At 57.2% G+C, this 20,381-nt stretch carries 22 protein-coding genes; 7 read left to right on the forward strand and 15 right to left on the reverse strand.

Annotation, left to right across the window (positions count from 1 at the left end; all coding sequences use genetic code 11):
* Positions 1 to 7: 7 nt before the first annotated feature.
* Both AAC599_RS08100 and AAC599_RS08105 read right to left on the reverse strand, forming a co-directional pair.
* On the reverse strand, positions 8 to 391 hold the full coding sequence (locus AAC599_RS08100) for a VOC family protein (protein WP_340149897.1): 384 nt from the start codon (positions 389 to 391) through the stop codon (positions 8 to 10).
* Between the two features lie 88 nt (positions 392 to 479).
* Entirely contained in the window at positions 480 to 977 is a 498-nt protein-coding gene (locus AAC599_RS08105) for a single-stranded DNA-binding protein (RefSeq protein WP_340149898.1), read from the reverse strand.
* 205 nt (positions 978 to 1,182) lie between these two features.
* On the opposite strand from AAC599_RS08105, the gene uvrA reads away from it, so the two are divergent.
* The 3 genes from uvrA (at position 1,183) to AAC599_RS08120 (ending at position 6,586) form a co-directional block, all read left to right on the forward strand.
* Positions 1,183 to 4,083, forward strand: coding sequence for an excinuclease ABC subunit UvrA (gene uvrA, locus AAC599_RS08110; protein WP_340149899.1), 2,901 nt, complete (start codon positions 1,183 to 1,185; stop codon positions 4,081 to 4,083).
* 4 nt (positions 4,084 to 4,087) lie between these two features.
* Positions 4,088 to 5,443: a methylenetetrahydrofolate--tRNA-(uracil(54)-C(5))-methyltransferase (FADH(2)-oxidizing) TrmFO gene (gene trmFO / locus AAC599_RS08115; RefSeq protein WP_340149900.1), complete on the forward strand. Its 1,356-nt coding sequence runs from the start codon at positions 4,088 to 4,090 to the stop codon at positions 5,441 to 5,443.
* A gap of 150 nt (positions 5,444 to 5,593) precedes the next feature.
* Positions 5,594 to 6,586, forward strand: coding sequence for a hypothetical protein (locus tag AAC599_RS08120; RefSeq protein ID WP_340149901.1), 993 nt, complete (start codon positions 5,594 to 5,596; stop codon positions 6,584 to 6,586).
* Between the two features lie 13 nt (positions 6,587 to 6,599).
* Here the strand turns inward: AAC599_RS08120 and AAC599_RS08125 are convergent, their stop codons facing one another.
* Entirely contained in the window at positions 6,600 to 7,448 is an 849-nt protein-coding gene (locus AAC599_RS08125; RefSeq protein ID WP_340149902.1) for a phytoene/squalene synthase family protein, read from the reverse strand.
* Between the two features lie 157 nt (positions 7,449 to 7,605).
* On the opposite strand from AAC599_RS08125, the gene AAC599_RS08130 reads away from it, so the two are divergent.
* Entirely contained in the window at positions 7,606 to 8,196 is a 591-nt protein-coding gene (locus tag AAC599_RS08130) for a superoxide dismutase (RefSeq protein WP_340149903.1), read from the forward strand.
* A 60-nt stretch (positions 8,197 to 8,256) separates the two neighbouring features.
* Here the strand turns inward: AAC599_RS08130 and AAC599_RS08135 are convergent, their stop codons facing one another.
* From AAC599_RS08135 to yajC, 5 genes are all read right to left on the reverse strand, one after another.
* A complete protein-coding gene (locus tag AAC599_RS08135) occupies positions 8,257 to 8,871 on the reverse strand; it encodes a urate hydroxylase PuuD (protein ID WP_340149904.1) in 615 nt (204 codons plus the stop codon).
* 87 nt (positions 8,872 to 8,958) lie between these two features.
* Positions 8,959 to 9,336 carry an Mth938-like domain-containing protein gene (locus AAC599_RS08140; protein ID WP_340149905.1) on the reverse strand — a complete coding sequence of 126 codons (378 nt, stop codon included), beginning with the start codon at positions 9,334 to 9,336 and terminating at the stop codon, positions 8,959 to 8,961.
* Between the two features lie 28 nt (positions 9,337 to 9,364).
* Positions 9,365 to 10,333 (reverse strand): protein translocase subunit SecF, encoded by a 969-nt coding sequence (gene secF, locus AAC599_RS08145; protein WP_340149906.1) that lies wholly within the window; start codon positions 10,331 to 10,333, stop codon positions 9,365 to 9,367.
* Between the two features lie 13 nt (positions 10,334 to 10,346).
* Positions 10,347 to 11,930, reverse strand: a complete 1,584-nt coding sequence (secD, locus tag AAC599_RS08150) for a protein translocase subunit SecD (protein ID WP_340149907.1) — start codon at positions 11,928 to 11,930, stop codon at positions 10,347 to 10,349.
* Positions 11,931 to 11,942: 12 nt separating this feature from the next.
* Positions 11,943 to 12,302 carry a preprotein translocase subunit YajC gene (gene yajC / locus AAC599_RS08155; protein ID WP_340149908.1) on the reverse strand — a complete coding sequence of 120 codons (360 nt, stop codon included), beginning with the start codon at positions 12,300 to 12,302 and terminating at the stop codon, positions 11,943 to 11,945.
* Between the two features lie 249 nt (positions 12,303 to 12,551).
* Between yajC and AAC599_RS08160 the strand changes: the two genes are divergently transcribed.
* The 3 genes from AAC599_RS08160 to AAC599_RS08170 all read left to right on the forward strand — a co-directional run bounded on the left by AAC599_RS08160 (position 12,552) and on the right by AAC599_RS08170 (position 14,586).
* Positions 12,552 to 13,409 (forward strand): ATP-binding protein, encoded by an 858-nt coding sequence (locus AAC599_RS08160; protein WP_340149909.1) that lies wholly within the window; start codon positions 12,552 to 12,554, stop codon positions 13,407 to 13,409.
* A gap of 34 nt (positions 13,410 to 13,443) precedes the next feature.
* On the forward strand, positions 13,444 to 14,082 hold the full coding sequence (gene tmpT, locus AAC599_RS08165) for a thiopurine S-methyltransferase (protein ID WP_340149910.1): 639 nt from the start codon (positions 13,444 to 13,446) through the stop codon (positions 14,080 to 14,082).
* Between the two features lie 90 nt (positions 14,083 to 14,172).
* Positions 14,173 to 14,586, forward strand: coding sequence for a PaaI family thioesterase (locus AAC599_RS08170; protein WP_340149911.1), 414 nt, complete (start codon positions 14,173 to 14,175; stop codon positions 14,584 to 14,586).
* On the opposite strand, the gene AAC599_RS08175 is transcribed toward AAC599_RS08170, so the two are convergent.
* The 7 genes from AAC599_RS08175 to tatA all read right to left on the reverse strand — a co-directional run bounded on the left by AAC599_RS08175 (position 14,583) and on the right by tatA (position 20,295).
* Positions 14,583 to 15,734 (reverse strand): LysM peptidoglycan-binding domain-containing M23 family metallopeptidase, encoded by a 1,152-nt coding sequence (locus tag AAC599_RS08175; protein ID WP_340149912.1) that lies wholly within the window; start codon positions 15,732 to 15,734, stop codon positions 14,583 to 14,585. The two genes, AAC599_RS08170 and AAC599_RS08175, sit on opposite strands and share 4 nt — an antisense overlap.
* Before the next feature lie 79 nt (positions 15,735 to 15,813).
* On the reverse strand, positions 15,814 to 16,455 hold the full coding sequence (locus tag AAC599_RS08180; RefSeq protein WP_340149913.1) for a protein-L-isoaspartate(D-aspartate) O-methyltransferase: 642 nt from the start codon (positions 16,453 to 16,455) through the stop codon (positions 15,814 to 15,816).
* Positions 16,452 to 17,210: a 5'/3'-nucleotidase SurE gene (gene surE / locus AAC599_RS08185; protein WP_340149914.1), complete on the reverse strand. Its 759-nt coding sequence runs from the start codon at positions 17,208 to 17,210 to the stop codon at positions 16,452 to 16,454. The genes AAC599_RS08180 and surE overlap by 4 nt, the downstream gene beginning before the upstream one ends.
* A 16-nt stretch (positions 17,211 to 17,226) precedes the next feature.
* Entirely contained in the window at positions 17,227 to 18,507 is a 1,281-nt protein-coding gene (gene serS, locus AAC599_RS08190; RefSeq protein ID WP_340149915.1) for a serine--tRNA ligase, read from the reverse strand.
* A 138-nt stretch (positions 18,508 to 18,645) separates the two neighbouring features.
* Entirely contained in the window at positions 18,646 to 19,521 is an 876-nt protein-coding gene (locus tag AAC599_RS08195; protein ID WP_340149916.1) for a twin-arginine translocase subunit TatC, read from the reverse strand.
* A complete protein-coding gene (gene tatB / locus AAC599_RS08200; protein ID WP_340149917.1) occupies positions 19,518 to 20,009 on the reverse strand; it encodes a Sec-independent protein translocase protein TatB in 492 nt (163 codons plus the stop codon). The genes AAC599_RS08195 and tatB overlap by 4 nt, the downstream gene beginning before the upstream one ends.
* Positions 20,010 to 20,061: 52 nt before the next feature.
* Complete coding sequence (gene tatA, locus AAC599_RS08205) at positions 20,062 to 20,295, reverse strand: twin-arginine translocase TatA/TatE family subunit (RefSeq protein ID WP_340149918.1); 234 nt, start codon at positions 20,293 to 20,295, stop codon at positions 20,062 to 20,064.
* Between the last annotated feature and the right edge of the window lie 86 nt (positions 20,296 to 20,381).

A 20,381-nucleotide genomic window follows, 5' to 3' on the forward strand; every position in this document is an offset into this window, starting at 1 on the left:
GTCGCGGTCAGGCAGGCTGCGGAAAGGTCAGAATCTCGACCTTGTTGCCATCCGGGTCCGTAAAGAAAGCCCCGAAATAGGTAGTGAGGGCCGCAGGACGCATGCCCGGCGCACCGGCATCGGCACCGCCATTGGCAAGCGCCGCCACATAACAGGCACTCACCAGTTCCTCGCTCCGGGCGCGAAGGGCGATATGGCACCCCGTATCGGTGGCAACCGGTGCCATCTCCGGGCGGGCATTTATCCAGAATTCCGGAAATTTCTTGCCATAGCCGATGGCCTTGGGGCGATCCGCAATCCGCGTCATGCCGAGCGGGTCGAACACCGCATCATAAAACGCCCCGCTCTTCGTCAGATCCGTCACCGCAACGGAAATATGGTCTATCGCCATGGTCACCCCTCCCCTGTTGTCCGGCATCCCATAAAAAAGGCCGCCCGCAACGGACAGCCTCTTTCACGTCGTTCCCCTCATATATCGATCAGAACGGAATGTCGTCATCAAAATCACCGCCCATGCCGCTGCCGGCCGGGCCGCCGTAGCTGCGGTCGTTGCCGCCGGAGGCTCCGCCTCCACCGTAGTCGCCGCCACCGCCTTGACCGCCGCCATAACCGCCGCCGCCCTGGCCACCGGCACTGTCGAGCATGGTAAGTGCCGAGTTAAAGCCCTGCAGCACAATCTCGGTCGAGTATTTGGTGATGCCGTCCTGCTCATACTGGCGGGTCTGGAGCTGCCCTTCGAGATAGATCTTGGAGCCTTTCTTGAGATACTGCTCGGCGATCTTGCAAAGCCCCTCGTTGAAAATGACGACGCGGTGCCATTCCGTCCGTTCGCGCCGCTCCCCGCTGTCGCGGTCGCGCCAGGATTCGCTGGTCGCCACGCGCAGGTTGCACACGGGCTTGCCGTTGTTCATATAGCGAACTTCGGGATCCGCGCCCAGATTTCCAACAAGAATGACTTTATTAACGCTGCCCGCCATAGTGTTATCCGCTTCCGATTCTGTATTGCCTTAAAAGATTCTGGCCAGACAATAACGTGCAATGCCGCCTCTGGCCAGAGGAATCAGAAGCTTTTGTGAACCGTGAACAAAATGAAAACATAATTTGTCATTATGGGTGGTAATTTCACCCGTTACCTTATAAATTCCGGCTCAGATTCAAGCTTACATCAGGTATATTATCCGAATGCAGAAAATTCTCAGCATCCGCGGCGCCCGCGAACATAACTTGCAGAATGTCAATATCGATATCCCCCGCGATGAGCTGGTGGTGATCACCGGTCTCTCAGGGTCGGGCAAGTCGTCGCTTGCCTTCGATACCATCTATGCAGAAGGGCAGCGCCGCTATGTCGAGAGCCTGTCGGCCTATGCGCGGCAGTTCCTGGAAATGATGCAGAAGCCTGATGTTGACCATATCGATGGCCTCAGTCCCGCTATCTCGATCGAACAGAAGACAACCTCGAAGAACCCCCGCTCTACGGTCGGCACGGTCACGGAGATATACGACTATCTGCGCCTGCTCTATGCCCGCATCGGCGTGCCCTATTCCCCGGCGACCGGCCTGCCGATTGCCAGCCAGACAGTCAGCCAGATGGTCGATCAGGTTCTTGCCATGGGGGATGGCAAACGGCTTTACCTGCTGGCCCCCATCGTGCGCGGCCGCAAGGGCGAATACCGCAAGGAATTTCTTGATCTTCGCAAGCGCGGGTTCCAGCGGGTCAAGGTCGATGGCGAGATTTACGACATTGAGGATACCCCCGAGCTCGACAAGCAGATCAAGCATCATATCGATGTGGTTGTCGATCGGGTCGTGATCAACGCAGACATTCAGGGTCGCCTTGCCGATTCGATTGAAACGGCGCTCGATCTTGCTGATGGGCTCTTCGCGGTGGAAGATGCCGACTCTAAAGAACGGACAATGTATTCCTCCAAGTTCGCCTGCCCGGTCTCCGGCTTCACGATCGAGGAAATCGAGCCGCGAATCTTCTCCTTCAACAACCCTTATGGCGCCTGTACGGCCTGCGGCGGCCTCGGCACCGAGATGTTCTTTGATCCCGACCAGATCGTGCCCGATGTGACGCTGACCCTGCGCGAAGGGGCCATTGCCCCCTGGTCGCGCTCCCAGACACCGGCCCCCTACTATATGCAGACACTGGAAGCCCTCGCCAAGCATTACGGCTTCACGACCACGGAGCCGTGGGAGGACATCCCGGAGGACGCCCGCAACGCGGTCCTGCATGGCACCGGGGAGGAGAAAATACAGATTACCTTCGATGATGGCTTGCGCACCTACAAGACCAACAAGCCGTTTGAAGGCGTGATCCCGAATATCGAACGGCGCTGGCGCGAAACCGACAGCGCCTGGGTGCGGGAGGATCTGGAGAAATACCAGGACAAGACCAACTGCTCCAAATGCGGCGGGCACCGGCTGAAGGAAGAAAGCCTCGCCATCCGCATCCATGACCATCATATCGGACAGGTTTGTGAGAAATCCATCCTCGATGCCCGTAAATGGTTCAAGGAGCTTTATGGCGTGCTGTCGGAGAAAGACAATTCCATCGCCGAACGGGTGCTGAAGGAAATCAATGAGCGGCTCGGCTTCCTTGTCGATGTCGGCCTTGAGTATCTGACGCTTTCGCGGGGTTCCGGCACGCTGTCGGGCGGAGAGAGCCAGCGTATTCGCCTTGCTTCCCAGATCGGTTCCGGCCTGACCGGCGTCCTCTATGTGCTCGACGAACCCTCTATCGGCCTACATCAGCGGGACAATGCCCGACTGCTCAAAACCCTCGTCAACCTGCGCGATCAGGGCAATTCCGTCATCGTCGTCGAGCATGATGAAGAAGCCATCCTGACTGCAGATCATGTGGTCGATATGGGGCCCCGCGCCGGCCGTCATGGCGGCCGTCTGATCGCACAAGGCACACCCGACGACATCATGAAAGCGCCAGAAAGCATCACCGGCAAGTATCTTTCGGGCGAGATGGAGGTACCGCTTCCCAAACAGCGGCGGGAGGTGAAGGAATCGCGCCAGATCCGCATTATCGGCGCCCGGCACAATAATCTGAAGCGCGTCAATGTGAATATCCCGCTCGGCACCTTTACCTGCGTCACCGGCGTATCGGGGGGCGGCAAATCCTCCCTGATTATTGAGACGCTCTACAAGGCCATCGCCAAGAAGCTCAACAACAACCGCAATCATCCCGGGCCGCATGATCGGATCGAGGGGATCGAATGGCTCGACAAGATCGTCGATATCGATCAGTCCCCCATCGGGCGGACCCCGCGCTCCAACCCGGCGACCTATACCGGGGCCTTCACGCCGATCCGGGAATGGTTTGCAGGGCTCCCCGAAGCCAAGGCGCGCGGCTATAAATCCGGCCGTTTCTCCTTCAACGTCAAGGGCGGCCGCTGCGAGGCCTGCAAGGGCGACGGCGTCATCAAGATCGAGATGCATTTCCTGCCCGATGTCTATGTGCAATGCGACGTCTGCAAAGGGGAGCGCTATAACCGCGAGACGCTGGAGATCAAGTTCAAGGACAAGTCGATCTATGACGTGCTGAACATGACTGTCGATGATGCGGCGGTCTTCTTCAAGGCGGTTCCGAATGTCCGCGAGAAGTTCGAAACCCTGCAACAGGTTGGCCTCGGCTATATCCATGTGGGGCAACAGGCGACGACCCTCTCCGGCGGTGAGGCGCAACGCGTCAAGCTGGCGAAGGAGCTGTCCCGCCGGGCGACAGGCCGCACGCTCTATATCCTTGATGAGCCGACCACGGGCCTCCATTTCGAGGATGTGCGGAAATTGATGGAGGTGTTGCAGGCGCTGGTCGATGCCGGGAACAGCGTCCTTGTGATCGAACATAACCTCGAAGTCATCAAGACCGCCGACTGGGTTGTCGATATGGGCCCGGATGGCGGCGATGCCGGTGGATATCTGGTTGCAGAAGGCACCCCGGAAGAGGTGGCCAAAGTGCCGGAAAGCTATACGGGGCAGTATCTGAAAGAGATTCTCGCGAAACGGCCCGCCGTCAAACAGGCGGTCGGAAAATCGAAACCGAAGAAGATAAAGAAGACGAAAGCCGCGTAATCCCATGACTGCCGAACTGAAACCGGTCCATGTCGTTGGCGGCGGCCTCGCGGGGAGTGAGGCCAGCTGGCAGATTGCAGCCAAAGGCGTGCCGGTCATCCTCCATGAAATGCGTCCCGTGCGCGGGACCGATGCCCATCTCACGGATGGGCTGGCGGAACTCGTCTGCTCCAATTCTTTCCGCTCGGACGATGCGGAGAACAACGCCGTCGGACTTCTCCACCGGGAAATGCGGGATCTCGGCTCGCTCATCATGGAAAGTGCGGATATCAACCGGGTGCCGGCGGGCGGCGCCCTCGCAGTCGACCGTAACGGCTTCTCCGCCTTTATTCAGGAGAGGATCGAGGCCCATCCGCTTATTACCCTCGCGCGGGAAGAAATCACCGACCTGCCGCCTGCCGACTGGGGCCAGGTGATTATTGCGACAGGCCCCCTTACCTCCGGCGCGCTTGCCGAAAAGATCCATGCCGCGACGGGCGCCGATGCCCTCGCCTTCTTCGATGCCATAGCCCCGATCGTCTATAGGGACAGCATCGATTTCAAGACAGCCTGGTTCCAGTCCCGCTATGACAAGGGCGACGGATCGGATTACATCAACTGCCCGATGACCGAAGCGCAATACAGGGAATTTATTCAGGCTCTTCTCGACGGCGGCAAGACGGAATTCAAGGACTGGGAGAAGAACACCCCCTATTTCGACGGCTGCCTGCCGATCGAGGTAATGGCGGAGCGCGGGCCGGAAACCCTCCGTTTCGGGCCGATGAAGCCGGTCGGCCTCACCAACCCCAATGCGGATGAAAAGCCCTACGCGGTTGTCCAGCTCCGGCAGGATAACAAGCTCGGCACCCTCTATAACATGGTTGGTTTTCAGACCAAGCTCACCTATGGGGAACAGAAACGCATCTTCCAGACCATCCCGGGGCTGGAGAAGGCGGAGTTTGCGCGCCTCGGCGGGCTGCACCGAAATACCTTCATCAACAGTCCCGAAGTACTGGATGAACAACTTCGCCTAAAGGCTTATCCTTACATTCGTTTTGCGGGCCAGATTACCGGTGTCGAAGGCTATGTCGAAAGCACGGCCATCGGCCTGATGACCGGCCGTCTTGCGGCCGCAGATGTCACGGGCGATCACTTCGCCTTGCCGCCTGCAACGACGGCGATGGGCGCGATCCTCGGTCATATCACCGGCGGAGCGGACGCCAAGACCTTCCAGCCGATGAATGTCAACTTCGGCCTGTTCCCACAACCGGAAGGCCGGGTCAGGAAAAAGGATCGCAAGCAGGCCTATACGGGACGCGCCGCGACGGATTTTTCAGACTGGATGTCACAATCCGCTCCAGTTGAACAAACCCGGCCCTAAACGCGCAAAGCCGCAGCTGCCTTACATTTCATCCGCCTTGGTAACCTTTTGTATAGAATATCCTTCTATACTCACGGACAGGTAAATATGCGGCAGTCTTCCAAACATCGGGCAGCGGCATAAGGACATGGCACTGAACCGGAAACAGGTATGAGCAACTTGCAGGCAAATCAGGTGGACGCAGAGAACGCGGCATCTGATTCAGGAGATGAGAAACGCGATCCTAATGTATATTTCGCGTTTGACCATAAGATATTCAAAGTCGCAGGCAGCTATTTCCGTCTGACTCACGACACGCGGGAACCCTGTTACTATGTCAATCTCGGCGAGATGAAGGGGGCAATCCCGACAAAGACCCTGTGTGGCGAATTCGGCATCGAAAAGGACAGCTCCGATGCGCAGCTTCTCGCCACGATTGGCAGCGCGCTGAAATTCGTCAATGAAATCCGCCCCAATGATTCCATCCCGCGCGAGCTTCTGGATGGCTCCGCCTCCTGGTCGATCAGCGATTCCCACAAGGAAATCGCCCGCGGCCGTATCACGGTGCAGCTCGTTTCCTGGATGAGCGGGAATGAGGAAATCGTCCATAACATCAAGGAATTGGAAACGATCTCCAATGACCCGGAGACGAAAGAGAATGTCCAGAAAGCCTTCCGGGAAATTGCTGAAAAACTCGGCATCAAGCGTGAAGACGTGGTTGCCAAGATTGACGACGTTATCCGCGAACTCGCCTATATCGAGGCGCTGCGGGACTATTACACCGGTATCAAGAAGATCAGCACAAACCTCCAGCGGCTGGCCTCGCTGTATCGGCGGGACCGCTCGACCTCGGAGGAACTGAACCGGATGCAGATCCTGATCGATCCGGTGATCAAGAAATTTGATCGGACCTTTACGGAAATTGACGGCCAGACCTGCGAGGTGATGGTCATCCTGAAGAACTTCCAGCCGACAGTCGACACCATCCGGCGGACCCGCGATGACCTGCATCAGCGGTTCATGGTCTGGCGTGACATGGTGGATAGTTGGGATGGCGTGATCGTCGAGGAAGGACCGGAAGTCGAACGGCTGTTGAAACTGACTTACCAGTTCCTCGCCCGGAACTTCATGCAGTCACAGACCTGGCGTCTGGGCGGCTTGTAAGCCGAAGACATCGTTACCGGCCCAGAGACAACGCCATAATTTTCCGAACCGGACCGATCTCCATTTTCGAATGCGCGGGATCAAAGCCCGCCGCGCGAAGGCGGCTGAGATACAGCGATGTCAGCGCGGCAAGCCGGAAGGCAGGTTTCTCGGATTTCGGGCGCTGTGCGACAAGCTTGCCCGCGATCTCCTGCTCCTGCCTTGCCAATTCAGTCAGTTTTCCCACGATTTTGAAGAACGCCTGCCGGTTCTCCGAACTGAACAGACTTTCCGCCGTGAGACTTTCCGCCCGGATCATCTCATCGGGGATACGCAAAACATCCTGCGCAACATGATGGGGAATGGCGCGGATAATACCGGTCAGGGCATAAGCCTTGCCGACGGCGCGCGCCGCAGCTTCCCCCTCCGTTTCCCTGCCCCCTGACATTCGGAAAACGAGACGGTTGAGAAGACCACCCGTCTCGTCCGCATAGTCGAGCAGTTCCCCGGCAGTTGCAAACGGCAGCGGGTCGAGGTCCAGCGCCCGGACATCAATCATCCGCAGCAGCATCGCAGGATCGAGTTCGTGCGCCGGAATGATTTCCGCAAGAGATTCGGCGACCGGATGGACAGGTGGCTTTCCCTGTTCCTCTATGGCCTTCAGGGCATCACGCCACCATTGCAGGCGAATATCACCCAGAAGCGGCTCCGAGACGGTTTCGCGCACGCGGGCGATCTCTGCATGAAAGGCGAGCAGCGCGAACAGCCCCGGCCGGACGGACGGCGGCGCAAAAAGCGTGGTCAGCCAGCGGTCGTAATCATAGCGTTTCACTTCGCCGGATAAATAGCCGTTCTGGTCCGTTTCCGTCACAGATGTTGTCATCTTTTAAATAGAATCATTATAAAAAACTGGAAGCCTGCTTAAATTGGTATATATCTGTAGGGACAACATATAGCGAGTTCTTTCCCCTGTCAGGGGCTTGAATTTTCACCGAAGAATAAACAACGATTTGACCACTAAAAACGGTAAGAGGATAATCATGGCTTTTGAACTTCCCCCCCTCCCTTATGCTAAAGACGCTCTGGAGCCGCATATTTCCGCAAACACGCTGGATTTCCATCATGGGAAACATCACAACACCTATGTGACGAACCTGAACAACATGCTGGAAAACGACTCCCGGACGCTTGAGGAGATCATGAAGGACACAGCCGGAGATTCTTCCAAGGCCGGTGTCTTTAACAACGCTGCCCAGGTCTGGAACCATACCTTCTACTGGCACTCAATGAAGCCGGGTGGCGGCGGCAAACCGGCCGGTGCAATTGCCGCGAAAATCGATGAAGATTTCGGTTCCTACGATAAATTTGTCGAAGAATTCAAAACCGCCGGCGCGACCCAGTTCGGAAGCGGCTGGGCCTGGCTGGTTCTCGACGGCGGCAAGCTGAAAGTCACCAAAACCCCGAATGCAGAATGCCCGTTGACCGATGGAAAGACACCGATCCTGACCATGGACGTCTGGGAGCATGCCTACTATCTCGACTATCAGAATGCCCGTCCGAAATATATCGAGACATTCCTGAACAGCCTGGTGAACTGGGATTTCGCGAACGAAAATCTCTCCAAGGCATAAGACATAGCTTGTCGAAACAAAGGCGCTTCCCGCGGGAAGCGCCTTTTTTCATGGCTGCCGTTAGAACAGGTTCTGCGCTGACACCATTGCATAGAGCATCGGGATCGATAGCAGAGTATTCGTTCTGGAAAACAGCATCGCGGTCCGGGCTGAGGCCGCCTTTGTCGCCGCATCTGCATCGACAATACCAAGGGCCTTTTTCTGGTTGGGCCAGATCACGAACCAGACATTAAACCACATGATAATGCCGAGCCACATGCCGATCCCAATGGCAAGGCTCTTGTCAACGACGAAGCCTTCCATGGCGCCAAGGGTGAGCGCATCGAGCAGATATCCGTTCATCATCGCCAGCAGTAACCCGGTGACAATCGTCGCCATCGCCGCCCAGCGGAACCAGAAGAGAGCGGCCGGCGCGATCACCTTGCCGATTGCCGGTTTCTGCTCATCGGGAATATTGGGCATATTCGGGATCTGCACGAAGTTGAAATAATAGAGCAACCCGACCCACATGACGCCGCTCAGGACATGCAGCCAGCGCATAATGAAGGCACTATAGGCATGTCCGCCCATGTCGAAACCACCGCCCGTCACCGCGCTGACGATAACCACCATGATGATGGTCAGGACGATGCCCGCAATAACCGTATTTCTGAGGTTTGATAATATCGCCGCCATAACCTTTCCCCTTTCCAAGGACACTACTGAAGGGGAATCATAAGTCTGGCTGATGGTAAATGTAAAGTCTCTAATATATAAGCGGGATCAGACGGCGATCAGCGCCGCAGCAACCTTCCGGCGCTCCAGCAGCAGGACATTGTAGGTCCGGACGGCGGGCCCGGTTCCCATGGCATCGATGACGATCCCTTTGTCCCGCAGGGCCGTGCGAATATCCTCCTCGATAAAGGCCATGGATGTGCCACAGCCGATCAGCAGTATTTCGATATCCTCACTCGCCGCGATCAGCTCCGACAGACTTTCCAGTGTCAACTGATCGATATCCTCAATCGGCCAGGGCCGGGTCTCCTCCGGCATGACAAGGACCGAACCATCATAACGGACCCCGCTCACACGAAAACCTTCATCTCCATAGCTGTTGATGAGTTGCTGTCCTTCCCTCGGAAGGCCGGAAATGTCCTGCATGCCGTCTCCTCAAGCGGACGCCGGGGCGTCAGCTTTTTTCTTCGGCGTTATCATCTGTTCTCTCGGCGCCCTGAAATCCGTCATCTTCCTCTTTCTGGTGAGTAAGACCGATATGCAGGAGAATCGGTGCGGCGACAAAAATCGACGAATAGGTACCCACGACGACGCCGAAGATCATGGCCATCGCAAAACCCCGGATCACCTCTCCCCCGAAAATGTAGAGCGCGAGAAGGGCGAGTAAAGTCGTCAACGAGGTCATCGTCGTCCGCGTCAATGTCTCGTTGATCGAGAGATTAATCAGATCCTTTACCGTCAGCTTCTTGAAGCGCCGGAAATTCTCGCGAATCCGGTCATAGACAACCACCGTATCGTTGATGGAATAGCCGACAATCGTCAAAATCGCCGCAACAGAGGCAAGGTTGAACTCAATTCCGGTGAGCGAGAACATGCCAATGGTCAGTACGACGTCATGCACCAGCGCAATTACCGCGCCCACCGAATAATGCCATTCAAAGCGGAGCCAGATATAGATCAGCATCGCCAGAACCGCGACGATCACCGCTTCCGTCGCGGCGATCACCAGTTCCTCGGACACGGTCGGGCCGACAAACTCCACCCGGCGATAGGAAATGGCCTCGCCATAATCAGATGCCAGCTGCTGCTTGATGATATTAACTGCCTCTTCCTGAGCGGAAGCATCGCCTTCCTGCCGCTGCACCCGGATCAGGATTTCAGTGTCGCTGCCAAAGGTTTGCAAGGCAATCTGCCCAAGCTCAAGGCCGCCGAGGGACGAGCGCATATCACTGAGTTCCGGCGGCGTTTCAGTCCCGATTTCAATCAAGATACCGCCCTCGAAGTCGATGCCCTTGTTCACGCCGACGGAGAAGAACATGATCGCCGACCCCAGCATCAACAATGCGGATAAGGTAAAGGCCAGCATCCTGAATTTCAGGAAAGGAATATTGGTATTGTCCGGGACCAGCTTGAGTTTATACATCTTTCCGGTTCCCCTAAATCTCGAGTGTCTTCGGCCGCTTGCGCTGCATCCAGAAGGATATCAGCATGCGCGAGAGCATGATTGCCGTAAACATGGAACAGATAATCCCGATCAGCAGCGTTACCGCAAAGCCCTTGACCGGACCGGAGCCCATAACAAACAGGATAATGGCGGCAATACCGGTCGTCACGTTCGCATCGACAATCGTCGTAAAGGCGCGGGAAAAACCAGATTCCACAGCGTTCAGTGGAGATTTCCCAACTCGAATTTCCTCCCGGATACGCTCGAAAATCAGAACATTCGCATCCACCGCCATACCGATAGTGAGCACGATACCGGCGATACCGGGAAGCGTCAGCGTCGCGCCGAGGACCGAGAGTACCGCCATGATCAGGAAGATATTCATGGCCAGCGCTACATTGGCGATAAGCCCGAACAGGCCATAGCTTGCGACCATGAAGACCGCGACGGCGATGATGCCGATGATCCCGGCAACCTCACCGGCGGCAATGGAGTCCGCGCCAAGGTCAGGCCCGACGGAGCGTTCCTCCAGAATATCAAGGGGCGCCGGCAAGGCACCGGCGCGGAGTAGCAGCGCGAGATCCTGCGCGCCTGCCACGTTGAAGCCGCCGCTGATGACGGCCGAGCCGCCCAGAATGGGTTCATTGATCCGCGGTGCGCTGACGACCTTCTCGTCGAGGACAATCGCAAAGGGTTTTCCGACATTATCGGTCGTTGCCCGCCCGAATTGCTTGGCGCCCAGCCCGTCAAAGCGGATGGAAACCACCGGCTGACCGTCCTGGAAAGTGGCCTGCGCATCCTCAAGGTTTTCGCCGGACACCATGACCCGGCTCTTGATGATGTAGTCCCGCCCGTTCTCCTCAAGCGCGGGAAGCCGTTTCGATCCCGGCGGCACCCGTCCCGCAGCCCCGACATCTGCCGTCAGATCGACCAGATGGAAGGTAAGCTGCGCAGTCTCGCCGAGCAGCCGCTTGATCCGGTCAGGATCATCAACGCCCGGAAGCTGGACCAGAATCCGGTCCGTTCCCTGCCGCTGGATGGTTGGTTCATTGACGCCGGTTTCATCGACGCGGCGGCGGACAATCTCGATCGACTGATCGACAGCGGCGCTGAGACGCTGAATGATGGCCTGCTCGCTCGGCGTTAGGGTGACACGCCCACTGCCATCAACTTCGATCACTACATCGCGCTGCCCATTGGCCATGATATTGGAGAGGCTGGATAGCCGCTCACGCGCCTTGCTTTCATCCGCCGGGTTACGCAAGCTGAAAGAAACCGCCGTCCCGTCATGCGCTAAATCGCGATAGCCGACATTGTCGCCCTGCTGGCGCAGGCTGTCGCGCACGCCATCCACCAAGCTGTCCATCATCTTGGTCTTGACGGCCGCGGCATCGACCTGCAACAGCAGATGCGAGCCGCCTTGCAGATCAAGTCCGAGGTTTAGCTGCTTCGACGGTATCCAGTCGGGCAGCCCGCTTAAGCTGGATTTGCTGACGAAATTGGGAAGTGTATAGATTATCCCGAAGGCGCAAACAATCGCGACAACGATAATCTTCCACATCGGGAAGCGGTTCATAAGGCAGGGCCGTTATTTTTTGAAAAACTTGGAGACCGGATTGCCTCCCTCGGGCTTGTCCCCTTCTGTCTTTGTCTCTCCTGCAGGTGCCGCCTGAGCGGGCTCACCCTTGGCCTTGACGTCGGTCAGGGTCGATTTCACAATATCGATACGGACATCCGGCGCCACTTCAATCTGGACAACGCCATCCTCGCGCACCTTTGTCACCTTGCCCATGATACCACCGGCAGTCACGACATTGTCGCCACGGCGCACGGCATCAATCATCGCGCGGTGCTGCTTGGCACGTTTCTGCTGCGGGCGGATGAGAAGGAAGTAAAACACGACGCCGATCAACACCAGCGGCAGAAGTTGGGTAAGTCCTTGGTCCATTGCAATCGGTCCTTTGGTACAAATCGTGACGAAGAGGCCGCAAACCGGCACGACCTCCATGAATTTCCTGAACGACTTTTATATTGTTCCTGCCCCGCAATGCAAGCCGCAATCCTGAATCCGCGTACAATTGAGGAGGCATCCCTGCATCTGTCATTATCGGACGCTTGAACATTCCGCCGTATGGTGGCATTTATGATGCCTGTCCCGTAAATTGGGGTCCGCCCCGTCCGATTTCAATTGGTGAATATGAGTAACGAACAAATTCTCGCGCAATTGCAGCGCATTGCCGACAGCCTAGAGCGGATGACACCGCCGGAACGGGCAACCTCCGATATCAACAGCGGCGATGCATTCGTCTGGGAAGCCGAGAGCAACTGGCTCCGTCCGATCCCGAAGGTCAACCATGTGGATATGTCCATCCTGCACGGGATCGACCGAGTGCGCGATATTCTGTATGAGAATACTCTTCGCTTTGCCAAGGGTTTACCGGCCAATAATGCACTTCTGTGGGGCGCTCGCGGCATGGGGAAAAGCTCCCTTGTCAAAGCCTCCCATGCCCAGGTCAACAGCGACCTCGACACGCCGCTGGTCCTGATCGAAATCCATCGCGAGGATATTCCGTCCCTGCCGATCCTGATGCAGCAACTGCAAGCGACGAAGCGGCGCTGCATCATTTTCTGCGACGACCTCTCCTTTGACAGTGACGATTCCACCTATAAATCACTCAAGACCGTGCTCGACGGCGGGCTGGAGGGACGTCCCTCCAACGTTCTATTCTACGCCACCTCCAACCGCCGCCATATGATGCGCCGGGACATGATCGAGAATGAGCGCTCCACGGCCATCATGCCCTCCGAGGCGATTGAGGAAAAAGTCTCCCTCTCCGACCGTTTCGGGCTCTGGCTCGGCTTTCATAGTTGCTCGCAGGACGAATATCTGGAAATGATTCGCCGCTATCTCAAGCATTTCAACATCCCGATCAGCGAGGAGGAATTCGTTCCCGAAGCCATTGAATGGACGCGGACGCGCGGATCCCGCTCGGGCCGCGTCGCCTGGCAATATATTCAGGATGTCGCGGGGCGCACGGGAACGACGCTCGGCTGAGCGCGGAACTGGTCTAGATGGAAGGAGACGGCAATTGGAAGCGGATTTCTGGCATGACAAATGGACGAAGAATGAAATCGGCTTCCATCAAACCAAGCCCAACACGCTGCTGGAATGCTATTTCGACAAGCTCCCGCTGACGAAGGGGCAGCGCGTCTTCCTGCCGCTCTGTGGCAAGACACTGGATATCGGATGGCTGTTATCGCAGGGTTTCCGGGTTGCCGGCGCGGAATTGAGCGAGGCCGCGATCAAACAGCTCTTTGACGAGCTCGACATGAAACCTGATATCTACGATGTTGGCCCGTTTCAGCATTATCACGCGAAAGGCATCGATATTTTCGTCGGTGATATCTTCGAGCTCACCGCCGATATGCTTGGGCACGTCGATGGCGTTTACGACCGCGCGGCGCTTGTCGCCCTGCCGGCCGACATGCGCGGCCCCTATACGCAGCATCTTGCCCGGATCACGGGCACCGCGCCGCAGCTCCTGCTTTGCTTTGAATATGACCAGACGCAGATGAGCGGTCCGCCCTTCTCCATAGACGGACAGGAAGTCATGCGGCATTATCAGGAAAGCTACGATATTACCCTTCTGGAGCGATCAGAGCTCAAGGGTGGCTTCAAAGGCAGGATACCGGCGGAGGAGACCGCCTGGCTGCTGGAGAGGCGCTAATTGAGGCCTGATCATTACCTCCGGGGTAATTGTCTTCGCTACGCCCAGAGGTAGACTGACGGTATTCACCATTGAGCAGAGAAGAAAAACATGTCCCAGAATGACCTGACCGCCTATATCCACGAAAGAATGCCGCTGACGGCAACGCTTGGCATTCAATGTACGAAGATGTCTCCGGAAGAAGTTATCCTGACCCTCGAGTGGGCGTCAGGCCTTTGCACCGGAGCCGGTATCCTTCATGGCGGCGCGATCATGGCGCTCGCCGACTCCGCGGGCGGCGCAGCGGCCTTTGCCAACCTGCCACAAGGATCCGGCGGGACCTCAACCATTGAATCGAAAACCAACTTCCTTGGCGCCGTTCGGGAGGGAACCGTCACCGCAACGGCAAAGCCGCTTCATATTGGCGGGTCGACCATCGTCATCGAGACGGAATTGCGCAATGATACCGGGAAACTGGTGGGCAAGGTGACCCAGACGCAGACCGTGCTGCGGCCCCGCGCCTAATCCAGCATGGCGACCGGGTTGATGGCCCGGCCTTTTTTACGGATTTCGAAATGCAGCTGGCTCTCGGTCACACTGCCCGATGATCCGGCATAAGCGATGATGTCGCCTTTCTTGACCGCATCGCCCTTGGCAACCACGGCCCGGTCCGTATGGCCATAGGCGGTCACATAGCCGTCCGCATGGGAAATCAGCAAGAGATTGCCGAACGACCGCATTTCATTGCCGACATAGGAAACAACGCCGTTTTCCGCCGCGCGGATAGGCGTTCCCTGCTTCACGGCAATATTCAGCCCGTCGTTATGAAAGCCAGTTTTCTTCTTGCCGAAGCCGGAAATAATCTGGCCTTTTACCGGCCAGGCGAAAGACTTGCCGCTCCGTTTCGGCGGTGTCTTGATGGAATATTGCCGCTTCGGGACCGGCGGAATATCAAGCTTCGCGACCTGATAGCCGGGCTCTGTCTTGGCGGGCGCCGCTTTTGGTGCAGGCGCAGCGGCGCTTGGCGCCGATGTCACAACGGCCGGAACCGTTTCCGATTTCGGTACATCAACGACTTCCGGCAGGGAATTGATCACCACCGCCTTTTTCGCCTGCGGTGCGGCGGTCACTGTCGGCGTAATCCACTGGGTCGAGGACGCGGACGCGACCCGTACCTCCCCCTGGTTCTTGATCGGGATTTGCAGCTTCGCCCCCGGCATCAGGGTGTAGGGCGCCGCCAGAAAATTGAAATGGGCGACCTCCGCCGTTTCCAGATCATAGACCCGGGAAATGGCATAAAGCGTCTCACCTGGGCGTACCGAATGATTGCGGAACGCTGGTATTTTCAGCTGCTGCCCCGGATAGATCCGAAAAGGCTCCCGCATATTGTTCATCGCAATGACGGCCTGCACCGGCACATTGTTCCGCTCTGCAAGGCCAGAGAGCGTGTCGCCGCTGTTCACGGTGATATGCTGATAGGAAAGTTCCTGATAAGAGGGTGAGAAATCGGCAGGCATGGAGACCTTGGTCGCCATCGGCTCCGGCCGCGGCACATTAATGACCTTGGCGTTCCGAACCCGCGGCAGATAGTCGTCATAAAGGCAGCCCGCCAGGATTGGCAGCAACAGGCATACACAGGTAACGCGACTGAAAAAGGATACATACCTCGCCATAATAGCGCCAATATTAAGCATAAACGGCCGCGAATCACAACAAAATTTACCACATACAACATATAGTGCTAAATTAAGATTATTCAGCAACCCCTTGAACCATTGGCACGAATCGAACCGGCAACAGAACCTCTTCCGAGACGTTACCTTTCTCATCCTTGGTTACCCGCAGGATATGCTGATCGGCGGAGTCCTTGCCCACCGGCAGGATCATGATTCCGTCATGTCCAAGTTGATCGAGGAGGGCTTCGGGCACTTCCTCGGAAGCGGCGGTCACGATTATCCGGTCAAACGGCGCCTGTTCCGGCCAGCCTTTGTATCCGTCTCCGTAGCGGGTGGTGATATTGGTGATTTTAAGGTCCTCGAACACCGCTTCGGCCGTCTCCAGGAGATTGCGGTACCGCTCGATCGAGTAGACCCGGCGGCATAGCCGCGCCAGGATCGCCGCCTGATATCCGGACCCGGTCCCGATCTCCAGCACCTTGCGCCGCTTGTCTAGCTTTAAAAGCTGCGTCATATAGGCGACCACATAGGGCTGGCTGATGGTCTGGCCGCTGGAAATGGGAAGGGCGATATTCTCATAAGCGCGGTCGCGGAATGTCTTCGGCACGAAGGCATCGCGGGACACCCGCTCGACTGCCGACAGAACGTCGGTATTGCTGATCCCCTGCCGGCGAAGCTCCATAATCAGGCGGATTTTCTGGGCCGGGTTATCGATCACGCAAAAACACTCTTTATCCGGTCCGCCAGCGCCACCTTGGTCAGGTTCAGCTTGAGCGGGGTAATGGAAACCCGGCCGTTGGCGACGGACCACAGATCCGTTCCCTTGGGCGGATCGCCGAATGACGGCCGGTACCCGAGCCAGAAATATTCCCGCCCGCGGGCATCGACCCGGTTGTCGATAGAGAGATTGGAAAGATCGCGCTTGCCCTGCTCGGTCACATCGATGCTCTTGACCTGGACCTTCGGCACCGCCGGGAAGTTGAGATTGATCAGGACATCCGGTCCCCATTCGAAATCCAGCAGCTTGCGGATGATATCGGGCGCCAGCGTCTCCGCCGTGTCCCAGTGGAAGGTGGCACCGTCCGGAGCGACACACTGGCTGAGCGCAATGGACCGCACGCCCAGCAGCGCGCCTTCGCTCGCCGCCGCGACGGTGCCGGAATAAAGCACATCCTCGCCAAGGTTTCCGCCCCGGTTGACCCCCGACAGGATCAGATCGGGCCGCTCATCTTTGAACAGGTAATTCATCGCCATCATGACGCAGTCCGTCGGCGTTCCCTCAACGGCATATTCCTTGTCGCCATGTTTGGTGATGCGGATCGGGTCATGCAACGTCAGGGAGCGCGAGGCGCCGCTTTGCTCTTTTTCCGGGGCCGCCACATAGATATCGTCGGAAAGCTCCGCCGCGATGCGCCTCAGCGTTTCCATTCCGGGCGCATGAAACCCGTCGTCATTGGTCAATAGAATTCGCAAAATACTCTTCCTTTTCTTATTCTTTTTCTGCCCGGATTTCCGTAACGCCGCCCATATAGGGCACCAGGACATCCGGGATTTTAATGACACCATCGGCCTGCTGGTAATTCTCCATCACCGCAATCAATGTCCGCCCGACAGCAAGACCGGAGCCGTTCAGGGTATGGACGAAATGCGTCCCCTTGCCGCCGTCAGGGCGGTAGCGCCCCTTCATCCGGCGCGCTTGGAAGTCGCCACAGTTCGAACAGCTTGAAATCTCGCGGTAGGTATCCTGCCCCGGCAGCCAGACCTCAATATCATAGGTCTTGCGCGCACCGAAGCCGGTATCGCCGGTACAGAGCACAACCACCCGATACGGCAGGCCCAGCCGTTTGAGAATATCCTCCGCGCAGGCGGTCATCCGCTCATGTTCTTCGGCGGATTGCTCCGGCGTCGTGATCGAAACCATCTCGACCTTCGCGAACTGATGCTGTCGCAGCATACCCGCCGTATCCTTGCCGGCAGAGCCCGCTTCGGAACGGAAACAGAGCGTATGGGCGGTAAAGCGCTTCGGCAATTCAGCCTCGCTCACAATACAGTCGCGCACGAGATTGGTGAGCGGCACTTCGGCGGTCGGGATCATGTAATGCCCGTCCCCCGTCTTGTACAGATCATCCTCGAACTTGGGGAGCTGTCCGGTGCCGAACAGGCTGTCACCGCGCACCATCACCGGCGGGGAGACTTCGAGATAGCCCTTCTCCTGCGTATGCACATCGAGCATGAAGGCCGCCAGCCCGCGTTCCAGCCGGGCAATCTGGCCGCTGGTAACGACGAACCGCGCACCGGAGATTTTCGCCGCCGTTTCAAAATCCATCAGTCCCAGAGCATCGCCAAGCTCATAATGTTCCTTCGGCTTGAAATCGAACGCCGGAATATCGCCAACCCGGCGCAACTCGACATTCTCCGCCTCGCTCTCACCGTCGGGCACGTCCGTATCCAGAATATTGGGCAGCACGGAAAGCGCCGTATCAAGCTCCGCCTGCAGATCGCGCTCGCGCGCCTCCAGCTCTTGCGCGGCACCTTTGAGGTCCGCGACCTCCCGGATCAGGGCGTCGGCATCCCCGCCGGACGCCTTCGCCTTGCCGATTTCCTTCGCAACCGCATTCCGCCGGGCCTGCACTTCCTGCATGTCCGTCTGGATTTTCCGCTTGTCCGCATCGAGGGAAAGAAGAGCCCCGGACTGCGGCGGCAGGCCACGACGGGCCATGGCGGCATCAAAAGCTTCCGGGTTTTCCCTGATCCATTTTAAATCGAGCATAGATACGTCATTTCGGTTTCTGAAGGATGGATGTCCTGTGTATAAGGGCGCGGCCGCCTGACGTCCAGAGGGCTTTGCGCCGTCCGCCAAAATTATCTCAAAAAAATATGATGACAGACCCACAGGACAGACGGGAAATTACAGATCGTCGTCCTCTTCCGCCTCACGCGCCTCGCGCTTCTTTTCGACCATGCGCACACTGACGATGGAGATTCCGTAAAGCACGATAATCGGAATGGCGAGGGTGATCTGACTAAGCGGGTCCGGCGGCGTCAGGATCGCCGCAGCGATAAAGGCAAACACAACCGAGTATTTGAATTTCGCCTTTAACCCCGCGGAGGAAACAATCCCCACCCGTCCGAGCAAGGTGAGCAGGACCGGCAGCTGGAAACACAGGCCGAAAGCAAAAATCAGCTTCATCGACAGGCTGAGATACTCGCTCACCCGGGTTTCCGACTGGATCGGTAGCGACATGGGTTCCGCCGGAGTCGGCAAATAGCCGCCGAGGTTCGGGAATTCCTTGACCAGGGCGGCAAAGGCGCGGGCATAGAGCGTCGCCTCGCCGCTGCTCTCGAAGCTGAGGAGGAATTTCCACGCGAGCGGCATGACAATCTCATAGGCGAGCGCACCGCCCATAAAAAACAGGATCGGCGTTACGATAAGAAAAGGCAGGAAAGCAGATTTTTCATTCTTGTAAAGACCGGGCGCCACGAATATCCATATCTGGGAGGCGACAACCGGAAAAGAGACAAAGACCGCCGTAAAGAACGCTATCTTGATATAGGTGAAGAAGGCCTCATGCAGACCGGTGAAGATCATGCGCCGGTTCTCCACGTCATCACCCATCGCCTCCACCAGAGGACGGACAAGAAAGGCAAAGAGGTCTTCCGATACCAGATAGCACAGGATGAAGGCGATAAGCAGCGCCAGAACCGAGTAGACCAGCCGGTTACGAAACTCGATCAGATGCTCCATCAACGGAGCTTTACCCTCTTCCATATCCGTTTCGCTCACGATACCTTGGTTTCCGGGTTGTTGACGGGCTTGCTCTCAGCGGGTTTTTCCGCCGTCACCTCGGTCCCGGTCGCAGCCGGTTTCTGAGCCGGCTTCTCGGCCGGGGCATCGGTCTTTGTCGGCGCCTCCGCCGCGGTATCGCTTTTCGCCGGTGGCGCGGAATAATTGTTGGCGCTGTCGCGCGGGTCCTTGATCTGCGGTTTTATATCGTTGAACAACCCGTCTTTCGATCCGGTCGGATCAACCGCATCCTCCACCTGCTTCTTGATGTTGAAGCTGGAATCCTTTTTAAGGTCCTTGGTAATTTCATCTATTTCCGTCTCGCGGGCGAGATCATTGATGCCGGACTGGAATTCCCGCGCCATGCTGCGCGCCTTGCGGATATATTTGGTGACGGTCGAGATTGCGCGCGGCAGGTCCTTGGGCCCGATCACGAGGATCGCGATCACCAGCACAAACACCATTTCCGACCAGCCAATATCAAACATGGCTTTTCACTTCATCCGATTTGAAGGGTTTCACGATAGAGCCGCGCGGCACTCAGCCTTGGGCGGCCTTATCCTTTTTTTCCACCCTGTCGTCGTTACTGGTGGATTCAAGCACTTCGGTTTTCTCGCCTTCGGCGCTTTCCGGTTTGTCTTCTTCAGTCATGCCCTTTTTGAAGTTCTTGATGCCCTTCGCCAGATCACCGGCGACACGGGGCAGCTTGCCCGCTCCAAAAATGATGAGCACGATGACAAGGATCAGTATAATTTGCCACGGACCAATACTCATGTTCTAAGCTCCCGTTCTCATATCGAGAATATCATATATTCATTTGCCTCCCGCCCTGCCCGATCTCTACCCCTATTCGGGGTATT

It is taken from the genome of uncultured Sneathiella sp. (assembly GCF_963976355.1).
GTDB lineage: Bacteria > Pseudomonadota > Alphaproteobacteria > Sneathiellales > Sneathiellaceae > Sneathiella.